The sequence below is a fragment of the Sphingopyxis macrogoltabida genome (assembly GCF_001307295.1).
GTDB lineage: Bacteria > Pseudomonadota > Alphaproteobacteria > Sphingomonadales > Sphingomonadaceae > Sphingopyxis > Sphingopyxis macrogoltabida_B.
This window is the reverse complement of record NZ_CP012700.1, coordinates 3,592,259-3,610,399: the sequence shown is the minus strand read 5'-3', so window position 1 is coordinate 3,610,399 and position 18,141 is coordinate 3,592,259. Positions and strand designations below refer to the sequence as shown.

General features: G+C 65.3%; 14 protein-coding genes. 12 read left to right on the top strand and 2 right to left on the bottom strand.

Features of this window, described 5'->3' with window-relative positions:
- Positions 1-116: 116 nt before the first annotated feature.
- Together AN936_RS16795 and AN936_RS16790 are read right to left on the bottom strand one after the other, a co-directional pair.
- Positions 117-551 carry a MerC domain-containing protein gene (locus AN936_RS16795; RefSeq protein ID WP_173585670.1) on the bottom strand — a complete coding sequence of 145 codons (435 nt, stop codon included), beginning with the start codon at positions 549-551 and terminating at the stop codon, positions 117-119.
- A gap of 285 nt (positions 552-836) precedes the next feature.
- A complete protein-coding gene (locus tag AN936_RS16790) occupies positions 837-2,507 on the bottom strand; it encodes a long-chain-fatty-acid--CoA ligase (RefSeq protein ID WP_054589114.1) in 1,671 nt (556 codons plus the stop codon).
- A 126-nt stretch (positions 2,508-2,633) separates the two neighbouring features.
- On the opposite strand from AN936_RS16790, the gene AN936_RS16785 reads away from it, so the two are divergent.
- From AN936_RS16785 to AN936_RS16730, 12 genes are all read left to right on the top strand, one after another.
- Complete coding sequence (locus AN936_RS16785; protein WP_149037699.1) at positions 2,634-3,182, top strand: hypothetical protein; 549 nt, start codon at positions 2,634-2,636, stop codon at positions 3,180-3,182.
- Between the two features lie 32 nt (positions 3,183-3,214).
- Complete coding sequence (gene pabB / locus AN936_RS16780; protein ID WP_173585669.1) at positions 3,215-5,035, top strand: aminodeoxychorismate synthase component I; 1,821 nt, start codon at positions 3,215-3,217, stop codon at positions 5,033-5,035.
- Positions 5,036-5,150: 115 nt separating this feature from the next.
- Complete coding sequence (locus AN936_RS16775) at positions 5,151-6,362, top strand: pyridoxal phosphate-dependent aminotransferase (RefSeq protein WP_054589112.1); 1,212 nt, start codon at positions 5,151-5,153, stop codon at positions 6,360-6,362.
- 275 nt (positions 6,363-6,637) lie between these two features.
- A complete protein-coding gene (locus AN936_RS16770) occupies positions 6,638-8,941 on the top strand; it encodes a TonB-dependent receptor (protein ID WP_054589111.1) in 2,304 nt (767 codons plus the stop codon).
- Positions 8,942-9,007: 66 nt separating this feature from the next.
- On the top strand, positions 9,008-10,951 hold the full coding sequence (locus AN936_RS16765) for a CocE/NonD family hydrolase (RefSeq protein WP_054589110.1): 1,944 nt from the start codon (positions 9,008-9,010) through the stop codon (positions 10,949-10,951).
- A gap of 327 nt (positions 10,952-11,278) precedes the next feature.
- Complete coding sequence (msrA, locus tag AN936_RS16760) at positions 11,279-11,968, top strand: peptide-methionine (S)-S-oxide reductase MsrA (RefSeq protein WP_054589109.1); 690 nt, start codon at positions 11,279-11,281, stop codon at positions 11,966-11,968.
- 148 nt (positions 11,969-12,116) lie between these two features.
- A complete protein-coding gene (locus AN936_RS16755) occupies positions 12,117-13,277 on the top strand; it encodes a serine hydrolase (RefSeq protein ID WP_054589108.1) in 1,161 nt (386 codons plus the stop codon).
- Positions 13,278-13,355: 78 nt separating this feature from the next.
- Positions 13,356-13,667, top strand: a complete 312-nt coding sequence (locus tag AN936_RS16750) for a hypothetical protein (protein ID WP_054589107.1) — start codon at positions 13,356-13,358, stop codon at positions 13,665-13,667.
- Between the two features lie 103 nt (positions 13,668-13,770).
- Positions 13,771-14,979, top strand: a complete 1,209-nt coding sequence (sucC, locus tag AN936_RS16745; RefSeq protein WP_054589106.1) for an ADP-forming succinate--CoA ligase subunit beta — start codon at positions 13,771-13,773, stop codon at positions 14,977-14,979.
- Between the two features lie 111 nt (positions 14,980-15,090).
- Entirely contained in the window at positions 15,091-15,840 is a 750-nt protein-coding gene (locus AN936_RS16740; RefSeq protein ID WP_054589105.1) for an electron transfer flavoprotein subunit beta/FixA family protein, read from the top strand.
- Positions 15,837-16,766 carry an electron transfer flavoprotein subunit alpha/FixB family protein gene (locus tag AN936_RS16735; RefSeq protein ID WP_054589104.1) on the top strand — a complete coding sequence of 310 codons (930 nt, stop codon included), beginning with the start codon at positions 15,837-15,839 and terminating at the stop codon, positions 16,764-16,766. Before AN936_RS16740 ends, AN936_RS16735 begins: the two co-directional genes overlap by 4 nt.
- A gap of 12 nt (positions 16,767-16,778) precedes the next feature.
- The gene (locus AN936_RS16730; protein WP_054589103.1) at positions 16,779-18,140 is read left to right on the top strand and encodes a DUF389 domain-containing protein; all 1,362 of its coding nucleotides are present in this window, start codon (positions 16,779-16,781) and stop codon (positions 18,138-18,140) included.
- The last annotated feature ends 1 nt before the right edge of the window (position 18,141 follow it).

Here is an 18,141-nt window from a genome sequence, read left to right as displayed (position 1 = left end):
ATGTCGCCCCCGATATGCCGCGAAATGTCGCGCGGCGCCGATCTATCCCTGATGGAGACAATGTAGGCTGTTTGGGGGGCGCCCGCAAGTTGCGGACGGTCCCTTCCGGCGGCGGATCAGTGGCTGGCGCGGCGGTTGAGGTCGTGGCCGAGCGCGACGACAGCGACGCCCACCATCGTTGCCAGAACCTCGCTGCCGTCGTGCGGCCGAGACAGCGCGCCCGCCATCATGCCGAGCCCGAAGCTGCCGACTGCGAAAGGCATCATATAGCCGTGGCTGAGCACGCCCGAGACGAGCGTCACCAACGCGAAGCCGATCGCGATGATCAGGCCGATTTCGTGGAACAGATGGTTTTCGAGGAACACCCCGCCGACCGATGCGATCGAGGCGAAGAAGATCGTCGTTGCGAGGCAATGGACGAGGCACAGGCCCGAAAGCCCCATCGCGAGTTGGTCGCCATTGAGCGAGGTCAGCGGCCGCGAATCGCGCGCAGCCCGAACGATCGCGCCGAGACGCGTCGAAACAGGGGCATGGCTGGCGACGTGCGTCACCCGATTCTCCGTATGCTGCAATTGCGAACTTGGATATGGCATAACATGACAAAGGTTACAACATCACATTGCGATATTTCTGCTATCGCTATGCCGGCTATCGCTCGGCGTATGGGCGCAGGCGTGTGTATGGGCGAATGACGGTTTTCGGCCGGTAGCGGGCCATTTCCTCTCGTCATCCCGGACTTGATCCGGGATCCATCGCTGCGTCGTCGTTATGGATCCCGGATCAAGTCCGGGATGACGAAATCGGGGAGCAACGACAGCTCCCCGCCCCGCCGTCACCTACGCTGCCGCTTCTTCCGCCCGCAATGCCTTGCGATCGAGCTTGCCGATCATCGTCTTCGGCAGATTGAGCCGCACCTCGACCGCGCTGACCCGTTCGTGCTTGCCAAGCTGCGGGTTCAGCCACGCCGCGAGTTCCTCGCCCGTGGCGCTGGCGCCGTCCTCTATCGTCACATACGCCTTGGGCACCTCGCCGCGATAGGCATCGGGGACGCCGAGTACGATCGCTTCCTTCACCGCCGGATGTTCGTGAAGATGCGCCTCGATCACGCTCGGATAGACCTTGAAGCCGCCGACCGCGATCATGTCCTTCAGCCGGTCGACGATCCGGACATAGCCGTCGGCGTCGATCGTCGCGACGTCGCCGGTGCGCAGCCAGCCGTCCTCGGTGAAGCTGTCCTTGTCTGCGTCGGGGCGGTTCCAATAGCCCTGCATGATCTGCGGTCCCTTGACCACCAGCTCGCCGGGCTCGCCCGCCGGCGCCGGCCGCATCGGGTCCTCCTTGTCGACAAGGCGTAGGTGCGTGGCGGGTAGCGGCTGGCCGATCGTCCCCGGCTTGACGGAGCCGTCATAGGGATTGGTCGCGACGACGCCCGAACTTTCGGTGAGGCCATACCCTTCGACCAGCGACGCCCCGGTGGCGGCGACGAATTTTTCGCGGAGTTCGGCGGGCATCGGCGCGCCGCCCGAGATGCAGACGCGCAGGCTGGAGAAATCGGTCTTGGCAAGATCGGGGTGATCGAGCAGCGCCTGGTACATCGTCGGTACGCCGGGCAGGGCGGTCGTTTTCGTCCGCGTGATCGCTTCCAGCGCCTGTTTCGCGTCGAAGCGCGGCAGCATCGTGATCGTCCCGCCGTTAAGGACGGTGCGGTTGAGGACGCAGGTGTTGGCGAAGACATGGAAGAAGGGGAGGACGCCGAGGATGCGGTCCTCGGCGTCGTGATCCGGATCGATCGCATTCACCTGCCGCGCGTTGGCGGTCAGATTCTGGTGCGTCAGCTTGGCGCCCTTCGGCGTGCCGGTGGTGCCGCCGGTATATTGAATCAGCGCGATGTCGGTTGCGGGATCGATCGCCACCGGATCGGGACGGCCGTCATTGGCGACCAGCGCCGAAAAACGCGTAATGCGCGGGTCGTCGGGAAGCGGCGCGGTCTCCTTGCGCTTGAACAGGCGATAGAGCATCGACTTGGCGGCGGGCAACCCGCCGGCGACCGAACCGACGACAAGGTGGCGCAGGCTCGACCCGTCGAGCACCGCGAGCGCGGTCGGCAGCAATGCCGCGGCGCTGATCGTGAACAGGATGTCGGTGCCCGAATCCTCGACCTGTGCTTCCAGCTCGGCGACGGTGTAGAGTGGCGAGAAATTGACCACCGTCGCGCCGGCGGCGAGCGCGCCATAATAAGCGGCGACATAGTGGGGAACGTTGGGAAGGAACAGCCCGACACGGCTGCCCTTGCCGATCCCGCGCTGCTGCAAGCCGCGCGCGACGCGGGCGGCGCCGCTCGCGACCTCGGCATAGCCGAAGCGGCGGCCGAGGAAGTCGAGCATCGGCGCATCGCCGCGCCGCGCGACGCTGGCGGCCAGCATGTCGGGAAGCGACAGCGGCGCAAACTCCTGATCCCAAGCCGTCGGATGGCGGTAATTGGTCGACCAGTCATAAGGGCTGTCCATCGGGCGTTTTGTCCTCGGCTTTTCGTTACTGACATCACTCTAAGCAGCGTTGCGGCATATCGCAATCTTGCGGCGCGGCGGCGGGGCGGCTAGTCCATGGCGGAAATCGGCAAGGGGAATGGGCAGATGGCAATGCAGCGACCGGGTTCGGCGATGCTCGCGGGTGCATGCGCCCTGATCGTGCTGGGCATGTCCCCCGCCTTCGCCAAGGACAAGGAGCCGCCGCCGACCCCGGCGCAGGTCCAGCAAGTCTATGACTGCCGCGCCATCGCCGACACCGCGGCGCGCTTGGCATGTTTCGACCGGCAGGTCGCGGCGCTGCAACAGGCCGAGGTCGCGCGCGACGTCAATTTCTTCGACCGCGCATCGGCGCAAAAGGCGCGGCGCGGCCTGTTCGGTTTCACGCTGCGCGACCTGCCCTTCTTCGGCGGCGGCGACGACGACAAGGAACAGATCCAGCGCCTCGAAACCACCGTCGCCTGGGCGCGCCGCTATGATTACGACAAGATCCGCTTCGAGATCGAGGACGGGGCCGTCTGGGCGCAGACCGACCAGACGATCCTGCCGCGCGACCCGAAAACGGGCGACAAGGTGGCGATCTATCCCGGCGTGATGGGCAGCTATTTCGCCGAGATCGGCGGGCAGAAGCGCATTCGCGTGAAACGCGAGCGCTGATCCGCGGATCGGCGGGAAACGCGCGGCAGGCGATGATCGACCTATTGCAATCCCCGCCCGGGCCCGATTGCCCGCCCTTCGTCCTGCTCGACGACGCGCGGGCCGTGGGCGCGGTGCCGGCGCGGCTGTTCCGCGATCCGGTCGAGATATTGACCGCCCGGCAGGCGTCCGAAATCGGCGATCTCCTCGCGGCGCTCGAAACGGCGCAGCGGCGCGGGCTCTATGCGGCGGGCTATCTGGCCTATGAAGCGGGCAAGGGGCTGGCGCCGGCATGGCGCGGGCCGGCACGCGATAGCACCGGGGGCGCAACGCCGCTCGGCTGGTTCGGCCTGTTCGAACGGGTCGAGCGGATCGACGCTGACGCCATTCCTGCGCTGCTTCCTGATCCCGCCGGCGCGTGGGTCGGCAAGGCGGCGCCGCGGATCGCGCGCGCCGATTATGAGGCGGCGGTTCGCCGCGTGCTCGACCTTATCCGTGCCGGCGACATCTATCAGGCGAATCTGACCTTTCGCGCCGACGTTCCCGTTGCCGGCAATCCGCTGGCCATCCACGCGCGGCTGCGGCGGACGGCGCGCGCCGGCTATGGCGGGGTTCTCTGGACCGGCAACCAGGCGATCGTCTCGCATTCGCCCGAGCTTTTCTTCGCGCTGCGCGGCGGCGAGGTGATGGCGCGGCCGATGAAGGGCACGGCGGCGCGGCTCGCCGATCCCGACGCCGATGCGCGGGCCGCGGCCGAACTCGCGGGCGATCCCAAGCAGCGCGCCGAAAATCTGATGATCGTCGACCTGATCCGCAACGACCTGTCGCGCGTCGCCGCGCCGGGATCGGTCGCGGTCCCCGATCTCTTTCGCGTCGAGAGCTTTCCGACGATCCACCAGCTGGTGTCCGACGTCGCGGCGCGGCTCCCCGAAGGCACAGGCGCGGTCGACGTGCTCCGCGCCGCTTTTCCCTGCGGATCGATCACCGGCGCACCCAAGGTGCGCGCGATGGAGATCATCGACGAGCTGGAGGCGGATCCGCGCGGGCTCTATACGGGATCGATCGGTTTCATCGAACCCGGGGGCGATGCGGCGTTCAATGTCGCCATCCGGACATTGGTCTTTCCACACAATGGCTTGCGGGATGGCGCAAATCGGGCCACCCTGGGATTGGGATCGGGAATTGTCGCCGACAGCGTGCCGGGCGAGGAATGGCGCGAATGTCTGGCCAAGGGGGAATTTGTGAGCAGGGCGGGCGAAAGCTTCGATCTTCTGGAAACCATGCTTTTCGATCCGGTCGACGGTGTCCAGCGGCTCGAGGGGCATCTCGCGCGGATGAAGGCGAGCGCCGATGCGCTCGGTTTCGCTTTCGACCGGCACGGCGCCCGCAACAGCCTGCAATCGGCGACCTTCCGGTTGCGCAGCGCGGCGCGGGTGCGGATGCGGCTGGCGCCGTCGGGAGCGCTGGCGGTCGAGGTGTCGCCACTGCCGCGGCTCGCCGAACTGCCCGTGCCCGTTGCGGTGCGGCCGTCGCCGATGACCGCCGACGATTTTCGCCTTGCCCACAAGACGAGCCTGCGCGCCGCCTATGACGCGGCGCGGCACGAGAGCGGCACCGCCGAGGTGATCTTCGTCGACGAGCCGGGTTTCGTCACCGAGGGGAGCTGGAGCAACGTCTTCGTCGAGCGCGACGGCTTGCTGCTCACCCCGCCGCTGGCGCTCGGCCTGCTGCCGGGCGTGCTGCGCGGCGAGCTGATCGAAAAGGGGCGCGCGGTCGAATCGCACCTGCGTACCGCCGACCTTGCGGACGGTTTCTTCATCGGCAATTCGCTGCGCGGCCTGATTCCGGCGCGGCTGGCGGACGGGCAAGTTTAGCCCGCGTCCTGCATAGGTAAATTATCAACCAGCGCGCTTGCGAATTGCGGGCGGATTCTCTAGGCGCGGCCCCGCGCAATTTCCCGCCATTATGCCCGCGAAGGAATCTTCCTCCATGTCGCTGAAGCCGCATACCTCCGCCGCCCTCGGTCGCATCCAGCCTTCGGCAACGCTCGCAATGACCGCGCGCGTGACCAAGCTGAAAGCCGACGGGGTCGACGTGATCGGCCTCAGCGCCGGCGAACCTGATTTCGACACCCCCGATTTCGTCAAGGAAGCTGCGATCGAGGCGATCCGTAACGGGCAGACCAAATATACGCTGGTCGACGGCACGATCGCCCTTAAGGAAGCGATCCGCGGCAAGTTCCGCCGCGACAACGGGCTCGACTACGGGCTCGACCAGATCAGCGTCAACGTCGGCGGCAAGCACACCCTGTTTAACGCGCTGGTCGCGACCGTCGACGCGGGCGACGAGGTGATCATCCCCGCGCCCTATTGGGTCAGCTATCCCGACATCGTCGCCTTCTGCGGCGGCACGCCGGTGGTTATCGAGGCGTCGGCGGCGCAGAATTACAAGATCACCCCGGCGCAGCTCGACAAGGCGATCACGAAGAAGACGCGCTGGATCATCTTCAACTCGCCGTCGAACCCGTCGGGCGCCGCCTATGCGCCGGAGGAACTCGATGCGATCGGCGAGGTCGTGCGGCGCCACCCGCACGTCATGGTGATGTGCGACGACATGTACGAGCATGTCTGGTACGCCGATTTCGAATTTTCGACGCTCGCGCAGCGCTGCCCCGACCTTACCGACCGGATCCTGACCGTGAACGGCTGTTCGAAAGCCTATGCAATGACCGGCTGGCGCATCGGCTATGCGGGCGGCCCCGCGTGGATCATCAAGGCGATGGGCAAGCTGCAGTCGCAGTCGACCTCGAACCCCTGCTCGATCGCGCAGGCCGCCGCCGCCGCCGCGCTCGGCGGGCCGCAGCAGTTCCTCGACGACCGCAACGCCGCGTTCCGCAAGCGCCGCGACATGGTCGTCGCGATGCTCAACGACGCACCCGGACTCAATTGCCCGACCCCCGATGGCGCCTTCTATGTCTATCCCGACGCCAGCGGCTGCATCGGCAAGAAAACCCCCGACGGCAAGCTGATCGACACCGACGAAGCGCTGATCGACTATTTCCTCGATTCGGCGCGCGTCGCCGCGGTGCACGGCGGCGCCTTCGGCCTGTCGCCGGCGTTCCGCGTTTCCTATGCGACGTCGGAAGCGGTGCTCAAGGAAGCGTGCGTCCGTATCCAGCAGGCCTGCGCCGCGCTGAACTGATCGCGATAGCCAGCACGTCGACCCGAGGCTGCCATTGCCGGCAGTTTCGGCGGGTTGCGGGCCGGTGGTTTGCGCTGCCCGACCGTAAGAAAACAAGGCCTCCGGCAGGGTCGGGGCGCCAGCTTTTTATAACGGTACCCCCGGCGTTAGCGTAAGAATAATTCAATCTAGGCCTCAGGATTAATCATTTGCGCCGGCAGAGCAGGGGAGGGTTAATTCGCCCGACGGGCATAAAACGATCATAGCCAACATCCCCGTCGCAAAAGGGGATTGTAATGAAAAGCAAATTTGTAACCGGCTGCGCTCTCGCTCTGGTGTGGACGGCGCCGGCCCTGGCGCAGGATCGCGATACCGCCGGCAGGCAGCAGGCCGGGCAGGGCGACGACGAAATCATCGTTACCGCAACCCGCCGCGAGACCACCCTGCAGGACACGCCGGGTGCCGTCAGCGCCATCGGCGAGGAGCAGATCCTGAAGCGCAATCTGGTCGGAATGAACGACTATCTCCAATCCGTGCCCGGCGTCAGCTTTCAGGAGCGCGGCAACGGCCAGAACACGATCACCATTCGCGGCATCAGCACTGGCAGCCAGATTTCCACCAACACCCCGACCGGCAGCTATTTCGGCGAAGTTCCGGTGACGGGCAACGGCACGCAAATCAACGGCAACCAGGCCGGCAACTCCGACCCGAAGATGTTCGATATCGAACGCGTCGAAGTTTTGCGCGGGCCGCAAGGCACCTTGTTCGGATCGGGCGCGCTCGGCGGCGCGGTTCGGGTCATCCCCAACGCGCCGAATCTGACGGAATTTGAAGGCCGCGTGAATGCGGAATATTCTAACACGGCGCGTCGCGGCGGCGACAACTACACGGTGAACGGCATGGTCAACCTGCCCATCGTGCGGGATCGGCTGGCCGTCCGTCTGGTCGGCTACCGGGTTTTCGAGGACGGCTATATCGACAATGTCGCCGCCAGTCAGCCGACCGACGCCATCGATTATGCCGCAGGCCTCGGCGTACAATCGCGCGATCGCGACAATGTCGGGGCGTCGGAAACCACTGGCTTCCGCGGCAGCGTCCGCTGGGAGCCGATTGCGGGTCTGTCGTTCGAAGCGATGCACCTCTATCAACGGATCGAGCAGGACGGCTTCGGCTATATCGACACCAACGTATCGCCGACCGACTATCTCCAGGCGACGCCGCGCACCGGTCCTGACAGCACGGCGGACGAGTTCGCTAACACGACGCTCAACCTCTCCAATCTCATCGCCGAATATAGCTGGGACTGGGGTACGTTAATGAACTCCACATCCTATGTGGACTATAAGGCGATAAGCCACTTTTCTCTCGGCTATGTTGCTCCCGAGATTCTGGCCGGAACCTATTCTGCCGGCCGCAAATACAACAAGGTCTTCGTCAACGAAACGCGCTTCACCTCTGACTGGGGCGGGCCGCTCGCCGTGGTTGCGGGCATTTATTATGAAGATCGTTCGGAGCATGTGTTCGCCAATCTGCGCTACAGCGGCACGGTCACCACGGGCCCTGCCTATGACGATATCGCTCCGAATTTGGGGGAGGGGCCGGAGCGTGAACTGGTGACCAAACAGTTTGCCGCGTTCGGCGAAGCGGCGTTTACGCCCTGGGATCCGCTGACGCTGACGGTCGGCGCGCGCTATTACCGGTTCAACACCTCTTACCCGATCTTCCGCGACCAATATGTTGAACCCGTGATCGTGAACGGCTTGCAGGGCTTCAAGAGCAGCGTCGACGGCGTGAACTGGAAAGTGAACCTCGCCTACAAGCCGAACGACGAGATTTTCGTGTATGGCCAATGGGCACAGGGATTCCGTCAGCCGCAGGTCCAGAATCTTCTCGACCCGCTCGACGATCCCAATGGCGACGGTATCGTGGACTTTGTCGACGGGACCCAGCGTACCATCCCGCCCGGCCTCCTCGATCCGGACAAGGTCGATACCTATGAAGGCGGCGTCAAATTCCAGTCGCCCAGCGGCAACGTTCGCGGCTCGCTGACCGGCTACTACACCGACTGGAAGGGCATTCCGGTCATCCTCCTGACCTTCCCCCGCCGCGCCGGATTTTATTTCAACGCCGGCAGCGCCAAGGTAAAGGGCGTGGAGTTCGAACTGTCGGGTCGGTTGCCGGGCAATTGGCATGCCCAGTTCTCGATGTCGTGGGCCAAGGCGACATTGGGCAACGACGCCGATTCGCTTGCTCTGTCCGGCGGCATCACGGACGCCCAGCTTCCCGGCTCGCCCAACCACAATGCCTATGCCGCGCTGGAAAAGCGCTTCGACATCGGCGGCAACGAGGCATTTGTCCGCGGCGACTGGACCTATGTCTCCAGCTACTACAGCAACCTCAACGAGACCGGCAAGGTGGGCGACTATCATCAGTTCGGCGTCAATGCGGGCATCACGATCGACAGGATCAAGCTGGGCGTTTTCGCCAAGAATCTGACCAATCGCGATACCTTCACCTGGATCGACAATCTCCTGGGCGGCGGCCGCGCCTATCGCCTCCGCCCGCGCACCGTCGGGGTCAATGTCGGGTTCGATTTCTAGTATCGGACCCCGCCGGCGCCGCCCGGCGACCGGTGCGGCGCTGGCGGGAGCGGGGATCATGGGGTAATGGTCGGACGGGCCACGGCACTTGTTGCACTGGCGATGCTGGCGCAATTTCCGGTGACGGCGCAATCGGTGCGCTCCATCGTGGTGCCGGGCGGCGACATGGCGACGCTGGCGCCGCCCACCGTCCCGGCCGACTATATCCGCCGTGAAGCGATGATCCCGATGCGCGACGGGGTGAAGCTCTATACCGTCATGATGATCCCCAGGGGCGTCGCCAACGCCCCGATCGTCCTGACCCGCACCCCTTATGATGCGACCGCCCGCGCGATGCGGTCGCAGAGCCGCAAGCTGATCAACGCGAGCCAGCGCAGCGAAGAACAGTTCGTGCGCGCCCGCTATATTCGCGTCTGGCAGGACGTCCGCGGCAAATATAAGTCGGAGGGCGAATATGTGATGATGCGCCCCCCGGTGGGGCCGCTCAACGATACCGGCGTCGATAACGCCACCGACGCCTTTGACACGATCGCCTGGCTGGCGGACAAGGCGAACCTGCCTGAAAGCAATGGCCGCATCGGCATGATCGGTTCGTCCTATGAGGGGCATACGGTGGCGATGGCGCTGCTCCGCCCGCACCCGGCGCTGAAGGTTGCCGCCGCCGAGAGTCCGATGATCGACCAGTGGCGCGACGACTGGTTTCACAACGGCGCCTTCCACAACATCTACCTCGACTATTTTGCAATGCAGACCGGAGCGAAGGGCGCGCTCCCGCGGCCGCCGCACCATGGTTATGACGACTATGACAATTTCCTGCGCGCCGGATCGACCCATGACTGGGCCGTAAAGCATGGGCTGGACCAGATGCCCGTCTACAAGCGGCTCGAGGAACATCCCGCCTATGACGAACTCTGGCAGGGACAGGCGCTCGACCGGTTGCTGGCGGCCAACCCCTCCGACGTGCCGACGATCTGGGAAGCCGGGCTGTGGGATCAGGAAGAGATCCACGGCGCGGTGCTCGCGTGGGAAGCGCTGAAAGCCGCCGGCAAGGTCGGCAACCACCACCTGGTGCTGGGGCCGTGGCGGCACAGCCAGGTCAATCGCGAAGGGCGCCGCACCGGTGCCTTCGCGTGGAACGGCGACACGGTACGGCAATATTGGGACGAGATGGTGATGCCGTTGTTCCGCGAACGGCTGGAAGACGGGCCGAAGGCGAACCTGCCGTCGGCGATCCTCTACAACACCGCCGAGGATCGCTGGGAACGGTTCGCGCGCTGGCCGCTGGCCTGCGAGCGCGACTGTCCGGCGCCCCTGACGCCGCTGAATCTGGCGGGCGAGGGCGGGCTGAGCTTCGCGCAAGGCGCGCGCGGCGAGGACAGCTATGTTTCCGACCCGGCCAAGCCGGTGCCCTTCATGCCGCGGCCCTATGACATGGACGAATTCGCCGAGCCGTGGACCACGTGGCGTCTTTCCGACCAGCGCCACGTCGACAAGCGGCCCGACGTGATGACCTATGAGACCGAACCGCTGACCGCTCCGGTGCGCGTTTCGGGCGTGCCGATCGCCGAATTGTTCGCGCGCACCACCGGAACCGACGGCGACTTTGTCGTCAAGCTGATCGACGTTTTGCCACCGGAAAATGCCAACGATCCGCCGATGGGCGGCTATCAACTGCCGATCAGCATCGAGATATTGCGCGGGCGCTATCGCGACGATCCCTCAAGGCCGAGCGCAATTCCGGCCAATATCGTGCAGCGCTATCGATTCCGCATGCCGGTGGTCAATCATGTGTTCCGGCCGGGGCATCGCATCATGGTGCAGATACAATCGTCGCTGTTTCCGCTCTATGACCGCAACCCGCAGACCTTCGTGCCGAATATCTTCCGGGCGACGAAACAGGACTATCGCGCCGCCACGATCACGCTCGAGCGCGGTGGCAGCGAGGGCAGCAGGGTCTGGCTGCCGGTGCTGCCGCTCGACGCGCCGCCGCGCGCCGGCAAGCGGCAATGAGGTACCCCGCTGCGATATTTTATACCGGTCGGTCTTGAAATGGACCAGGCGCCATCCCAATTGGCAGATGAACGGCGGTTAAGCGTCCGGTTCACCATATGGTAAGTCTGAACGGCTAAGGTGATCGCCATCACTGCGTGACTGGTCCGGGGCGTGCCATATCATCGGTGTAACCAGCGCGGCACCCGCCGCCCGACCGAAGATAGAAATTAAAGAGGCTCTCATGATTGCCATGCTCCGCTCCGACTGGTTCCTGACGATGCTCGCCGGCTTTGCCATCGGCGCAACGTACATCATCACCAATCAGCCGGCGGTCGCCCTGCCGCTGTGACGGCGCGGCGCCGCCATTTCGTCTCCCATGCGCTGACGGCGCTCGTCGCCGGAGCGCTGCTCGTTGGATGCGCGCCTGCAAAGGCTGAAAGCGTCGTCCGGCGTCCCGCCGCTACAGTCGATCCCGCCGTCAAGGCGAAGCGCGCCACCGCTGTGCTTGCGGGGGGCTGCTTCTGGGGCGTCGAGGGCGTCTTTTCCAACGTCAAGGGCGTGATCTCGGTCGAATCGGGCTATCATGGCGGCAGCGCCGCGACCGCCCGGTACGAACTGACGCACGACGGCACCTCCGGCCATGCCGAAGCGGTGCGCATCGTCTATGACCCCACGCAGGTCAGCTATGGCACCCTGCTGCGCATCCTCTTTTCGGTCGTTGCCGACCCGACGCTGAAGAACCGGCAGGGCCCCGACGTCGGCACCCAATATCGCGCCGCGATCGTGCCGATGGACGCGGTGCAGCGGCAGGTGGCGACCGCCTATCTGGCGCAGATCGGCAAGGGAAAATATTTCGCGAAGCCGGTCGTCGTGCCGGTCGAAAGCTACAAGCGCTTTTATCGCGCCGAGGCGAATCATCAGGATTTCATGCGCCGCAATCCGGCCAACTCCTATATCGTCCGCTGGGACGCGCCGAAGCTGGCGGCGCTGAAGCGGCTCTATCCGGCGCTCGTCCGCGGTACCCCGGCACCCTGAACGCGTCGCCCGATGCGCCGCTCATCGCGGCAGAAGAATCATTCGTCGCAAATCGCTGGTCCGCTTCGCATGGCTGCGGGACGAACGGCCCGACCGATGGGGGTCGGGAACAAAACAAGATGATAATGGTCGCAAGCGCGGGGTCTGAATGAAGTTCGAGTTTACCGGCAAGCCGCTGCTCGCCGCGCTGACGAGTGCCGCGGTGCTCGCGGGCTGCGCCAGCTCCGCGATCGTCCCGCAACCGCGCGCGCAGCATGCGCCGCCGCAACAGCAGCAGCAACCCGTGCGCAGTTCGACCGGGTCGGTGACGGTGCCGATCGGCCAGCCGGTGCGGTCGCAGCTTCCGGCGCCGCGCGGCACGCTCGACCCTGGCTTCCGCCGCCCGCCCGCCGGGCTCTCCGACCGCATCAACGGCTTGTGGCGCGCCTTTCCCGGCAAGACCGGCATCGCCATCCAGCGCATCGACGGCGAATGGGAGTTTTCCGAGCGCGGCGGCGACCTGTTCCCGCAGCAGAGCGTGTCGAAGCTGTGGGTAACGATGGCGGTGCTCGACGCGGTCGATCAGGGCCGGCTCCGCCTCGATCAGATGGTGCGTATCGGCCCCGACGACCTCGCGGTGTTCCACCAGCCGCTCGCCGCACGTGTCCTCGCCGAAGGGTCGGTGACGATGAGCGTCCGCGACCTTATCGAGACCGCGATCACGCACAGCGACAATCTCGCCAACGACAGCCTGCTGCGCACCGTCGGCGGCCCCGACGCGGTGCGCCGTTTCATCGCGAACAAGGGTCTGGGGTCGATCCGCTTCGGCCCCGGCGAGCGGCTGCTGCAGAGCGGCACTGCGGGCCTGACCTGGCAGCAAAGCTATTCGCGCGGCCGCAATTTCCAGACCGCGCGCGCCGCGCTGCCCGACGCAACGCGCAAGGCGGCGATGGACAATTATCTCGCCAATCCGGTCGACGGTGCGAGTCCGTCGGCCATCGCCAGCGCCCTGACCCGCCTCGCCCGCGGCACCTTGCTGTCGCCCGAATCGACCGAGTATCTGCTCGGCGTGATGAGCCGGACCAAGAGCGGCCCGCGGCGGCTCAAGGGCGGACTGCCGCCCGGCTGGCAATTTCTTCACAAGACGGGGACGGGGCAGGATTACAAGGGCATGACCGCCGGCTATAACGACATCGGCATCGCGACCGCCCCCGACGGCACCCGCTATGCCATCGTCGTCATGCTCGGCAACACGACCTCGCCGATCCCGGCGCGCATGTCGCTGATGCAGGCGGTGTCGGGCGCGGTCGCCGAATTTCACGGGCGCTGAGCATCGCCGAATGCGTTTATCCCGAGGGAGGACAAACGGTCTTTGGCTTCTCCGTCTGACCGGCTAAAGGCGGCGATGATGAAACCTCTTCTTCTCCTTCCCGCGATCGCGGCCCTCGCGCTCTCCGCATGCGCGACACCCGAAACGCGGCTGCGCGCCGGGCTGGTGAACGCCGGACTGTCGCAAGCGATCGCCGCCTGCATGGCCGACCGGATGGTCGACCGGCTGTCGCTCGTCCAGCTCCGCCGCCTCGGATCGCTCGGCAGCCTCAAGGATAAAAGGATGAGCGACCTGTCGTTCAACCAGTTCCTTCACAAGGTCCGCGCGCTCAAAGACCCAGAGATTTTGACGGTCACCACCAGTTCGGCGGCGGTCTGCGCTTTCAGCTAGGCAAGAATTACTGTCGGGGTCTCAGGGGTAGCGTTGCCGCCAAACTTGTGCTTAGGCGGCGCCGATCATCTCTTCCCCAGAGTCGAAAGGCCCGGCAGACCTCATGAACATCCACGAATATCAGGCGAAAGAACTGCTCGCGAAATTTGGCGTCGCCGTGCCCAAGGGCATTGCCGCGATGAGTGTCGAGGAAGCCGTCGCCGCGGCGAAGCAGCTCCCCGGGCCGCTCTATGTCGTCAAGTCGCAGATCCACGCGGGCGGCCGCGGCAAGGGCAAGTTCAAGGAGCTCGGCCCCGATGCGAAAGGCGGTGTCCGCCTTGCCAAGAGCATCGAGGAAGTCGAAGCGCACGCCAAGGACATGCTCGGCAACACGCTGGTGACGATCCAGACCGGCGAAGCCGGCAAGCAGGTCAACCGGCTCTACATCACCGACGGCGCCGACATTAAGCAGGAATTCTATCTCGCCCTGCTCGTCGATCGCGCCAGCAGCCGCATCGCGGTCGTCGCCTCGACCGAAGGCGGCATGGACATCGAAACCGTTGCGCACGACACACCGGAAAAGATCCACACGATCACCATCGATCCCGCCACGGGGCTCCAGCCGCACCATGGCCGCAGCGTCGCCGCAGCACTCGGGCTGGAAGGCGACCTCGCAAAGCAGGCGGCCAAGGTTCTCGCCGGGCTGTATGCAGCCTTCCTCGGCACCGACGCCGAACAGATCGAAATCAACCCGCTCGCCGTATGCGAAGGCAAGGATGGTGACGAACTGCTCGTCCTTGATGCCAAGGTCGGGTTCGACGGCAATGCCATGTTCCGCCACAAGGACCTCGCCGAACTGCGCGACCTGACCGAAGAAGACCCGGCCGAGGTCGAGGCGTCGGAATATGACCTCGCCTACATCAAGCTCGACGGCAACATCGGCTGCATGGTCAACGGCGCCGGTCTCGCGATGTCGACGATGGACATCATCAAGCTGAACGGCGAATTCCCTGCCAACTTCCTCGACGTCGGCGGCGGTGCTTCGAAGGAAAAGGTCACCGCGGCGTTCAAGATCATCCTCAAGGATCCCGCCGTGAAGGGTATCCTCGTCAACATCTTCGGCGGGATCATGAAGTGCGACATCATCGCCGACGGCATCGTTGCTGCGGCGAAGGAAGTGAACCTCTCGGTTCCGCTCGTCGTCCGCCTCGAAGGCACCAACGTTCAGCAGGGCAAGGACATCCTCGCCAACTCGGGGCTGCCGATCGTTGCGGCCAACGATCTCGGCGACGCAGCAAAGAAGATCGTCGCGGAAGTTCGCGCCGTTGCGTGATAAGAGACGCGCGCTCCTCGTCGGGGAGCGCGCGCGGGACTGCTAGTTGACGTTTACGTAAAGCGCAACTATGGCGCAGTGCACAATTTTTCGAGAGGAGCTTTAAAAGCCATGAAAATCCTCGTCCCCGTCAAGCGGGTGCTCGATTACAACGTGAAGCCGCGGGTCAAGTCCGACGGCACAGGCGTTGACCTTGCGAATGTGAAGATGTCGATGAACCCGTTCGACGAGATCGGCGTCGAAGAGGCGATCCGCCTGAAGGAAAAGGGCGTCGCGACCGAGATCGTCGCGGTTAGCGTCGGCCCGGCGAAGGCGCAGGAAACGCTGCGCACCGCGCTCGCGATGGGCGCCGACCGCGCGATCCTCGTCCAGACCGACGACGAAGTCGAACCGCTCGCGCTCGCCAAGATCTTCAAGGCGATTGCCGATGCCGAACAGCCGGGCCTCGTGATCCTCGGCAAGCAGGCAATCGACGGCGACAACAACCAGACCGGCCAGATGCTCGCTGCGCTGACCGGCTGGGCGCAGGGTACCTTCGCCAGCGCCGTCAACGTCGAAGGCGATCATGTCAGCGTGACGCGTGAAGTCGATGGCGGCCTCGAAACGGTGAAGCTCAAGCTTCCCGCGATCGTCACCACCGACCTGCGCCTCAACGAGCCGCGCTATGCCTCGCTGCCGAACATCATGAAGGCGAAGTCGAAGCCGCTTGATACCAAGTCGCCCGCCGACTACGGCGTCGACACCACGCCGCGCGTCAAGACGGTCAAGGTATCGGAACCGCCCGTCCGCTCGGCCGGCGTCAAGGTTGCCGACGTCGATGATCTGGTTGCCAAGCTCAAAGCGCTGGGAGTGCATTCATGAAAACGCTCGTTTGGGTCGAACATGACGGCAGCGCCGTCAAGGATGCCACGCTCGCTGCGGTGACCGCCGCCGCGAAGCTCGGCGAAGTCCACCTGCTCGTCGCCGGTAGCGGCGTCGATGGCGTCGCCAAGGCGGCCGCCGGCATCGCCGGCGTCGGCAAGGTCCATGTCGCCGACAATGCCGCTTTCGGTCACAACCTGCCCGAAAACATTGCGCCGCTCGTCGCCGACCTCATGGGTTCGCACGATGCGTTCGTCGCGCCCGCCACCACGACCGGCAAGAATATCGCGCCGCGCGTCGCAGCCTTGCTCGACGTCATGCAGATTTCGGAAATCCTGTCGGTCGAGGGTCCGAAGACCTTCACCCGTCCGATCTACGCCGGCAACGCGATCGCGACCGTCGAATCGTCGGACGCGAAACTCGTTCTGACCGTCCGCGGCACCGCCTTTGAAAAGGCCGCCAGCACCGGTGGTTCGGGTGCGGTCGAAGCCGTCTCGGCGGGTGGCGACACCGGCATCTCGAGCTTCGTCGGCGCTGAAATCGCCAAGCAGGATCGCCCCGAGCTGACCTCGGCGAAGATCATCGTCTCGGGCGGCCGCGCGCTGGGTTCGAGCGAGAAATATCAGGAAGTCATCGTCCCGCTCGCCGACAAGCTCGGCGCCGCGCTCGGCGCTTCGCGCGCCGCGGTCGATGCGGGCTATGTCCCCAACGACTATCAGGTCGGCCAGACCGGCAAGATCGTCGCGCCGGAAGTTTACTTCGCGATCGGCATCTCGGGCGCGATCCAGCATCTCGCCGGGATGAAGGATTCGAAGACGATCGTCGCGATCAACAAGGACGAAGACGCGCCGATCTTCCAGGTCGCCGACTTCGGCCTCGTCGCCGATCTGTTCAGCGCCGTTCCCGAACTGACCGGGAAAATCTAAGCGGCAGCCGCCGTGGCGGGTCACCACCCCGGAGTCCCCGGACTGGGCGACGCACCGTTCAACGCCGGTGGTCGCCGGTCTGCGCGGACGGGGCCAGGCCGCGAGACCCGCGACGATGACGACGACGATGCGGCCGAAGAAGACGATCACGGCCGCGCGCTGACGTTGGCAAGCGTCGCGCGCGATGCGCGATTCAATCAAAAATTTCTGCTGCTGATCACCTTGTCGGCGGCGATCGCGACCTTGGGCCTGCTCCAGGGCTCGGCGGCGGTGGTCATCGGCGCGATGCTCGTGTCGCCGCTGCTGGGCCCCATCATGGGGGTCGGTTTCGGGCTCGCGACGCTTGAAAGCAGCCTGATCAAGCGCTCGCTGGCGACGATGGCGGCGGGCATGGCTGTCGCGGTGCTGGTCGCGATGCTGATCATCTGGCTCTCGCCGATCAAGGACGTAACGCCCGAAATCAGGGCGCGGACGCAACCGACCCTGCTCGACCTCGGCGTCGCGGTCGTCGGCGGCATCGCCGGCGTTTATGCGATCATGCGCAAGCTGTCGGGGGTGATGGTCGGGGTCGCGATCGCGACCGCGCTGGTGCCGCCGCTTTCGACGATCGGCTTCGGCCTCGCGACGGGGCGTTTCGACTTCGCACTCGGCGCGGCTTTGCTCTTCCTTACCAATACGCTCGCCATCGCGTTTGCGGCGACGATCGTCGCGCGGCTCAATCGGTTCGGCCCCTCGTTGACGCCGCAGCACACAGCGATGCAGGTGGTCGGCATCGCCGCGACGCTCGGTGTCCTCTCGATCCCGCTGGCGCTGTCGCTGAATAGTATCGTCCGCGAAATCGGCGCGCGTACGACGGTACAATCCGAACTCGCGGCGCTGCTCGGCAAGGATGACCGCGTCGACAGCCTGAACGTCCGGATCGAGAATGACGAGATCGCGATCGACGGGGTGGTGCTGGTCGACCGCTATGCGTCGCAGCTCAACGCCAACCTTGCCCGCGCCGTGCGCGACAAGGCGCGCCGCAACGTCCGCGTCAGCATCGTCCAGCTCAGGCAGCAGACCAACGCCGCCGCGCAGTTCGAGGAACGGCTGAACCAGCGCCTCGCGGCGCTCGAACAGCGCGAGGAGGAAAGCCGGGCGATCCTCACCGGGCTAACCGTCGGCGACCTGGTGGCGCGCGACCGGGTGCTGATCGACGCGCAGGCGAGGCGGGTGGTCGTCCAGCGCGATCGCGAAGAAGAAAGCGCCGAGGTCGCCGCCGCGGTCGACCGGATCATGGCGTCGGTACAGGCGCGTTATCCGCAGTGGCTGGTCCAGAATGGCTCCCTGACCGCAGCCGAAGCGCCCCCGGCCACAGGCACCGCCGGCGAATAAA

Bases quoted from the DNA above. Each gene is read 5' to 3' on its own strand.
- AN936_RS16750 (WP_054589107.1), top strand. From the start codon at position 13,356: ATGAAACCTCTTCTTCTCCTTCCCGCGATCGCGGCCCTCGCGCTCTCC.
- AN936_RS16775 (WP_054589112.1), top strand. From the start codon at position 5,151: ATGTCGCTGAAGCCGCATACCTCCGCCGCCCTCGGTCGCATCCAGCCT.
- AN936_RS16735 (WP_054589104.1), top strand. From the start codon at position 15,837: ATGAAAACGCTCGTTTGGGTCGAACATGACGGCAGCGCCGTCAAGGAT.
- pabB (WP_173585669.1), top strand. From the start codon at position 3,215: ATGATCGACCTATTGCAATCCCCGCCCGGGCCCGATTGCCCGCCCTTC.
- AN936_RS16765 (WP_054589110.1), top strand. From the start codon at position 9,008: ATGGTCGGACGGGCCACGGCACTTGTTGCACTGGCGATGCTGGCGCAA.
- sucC (WP_054589106.1), top strand. From the start codon at position 13,771: ATGAACATCCACGAATATCAGGCGAAAGAACTGCTCGCGAAATTTGGC.
- AN936_RS16755 (WP_054589108.1), top strand. From the start codon at position 12,117: ATGAAGTTCGAGTTTACCGGCAAGCCGCTGCTCGCCGCGCTGACGAGT.
- AN936_RS16790 (WP_054589114.1), bottom strand. From the start codon at position 2,507: ATGGACAGCCCTTATGACTGGTCGACCAATTACCGCCATCCGACGGCT.
- AN936_RS16740 (WP_054589105.1), top strand. From the start codon at position 15,091: ATGAAAATCCTCGTCCCCGTCAAGCGGGTGCTCGATTACAACGTGAAG.
- AN936_RS16785 (WP_149037699.1), top strand. From the start codon at position 2,634: ATGGCAATGCAGCGACCGGGTTCGGCGATGCTCGCGGGTGCATGCGCC.
- AN936_RS16770 (WP_054589111.1), top strand. From the start codon at position 6,638: ATGAAAAGCAAATTTGTAACCGGCTGCGCTCTCGCTCTGGTGTGGACG.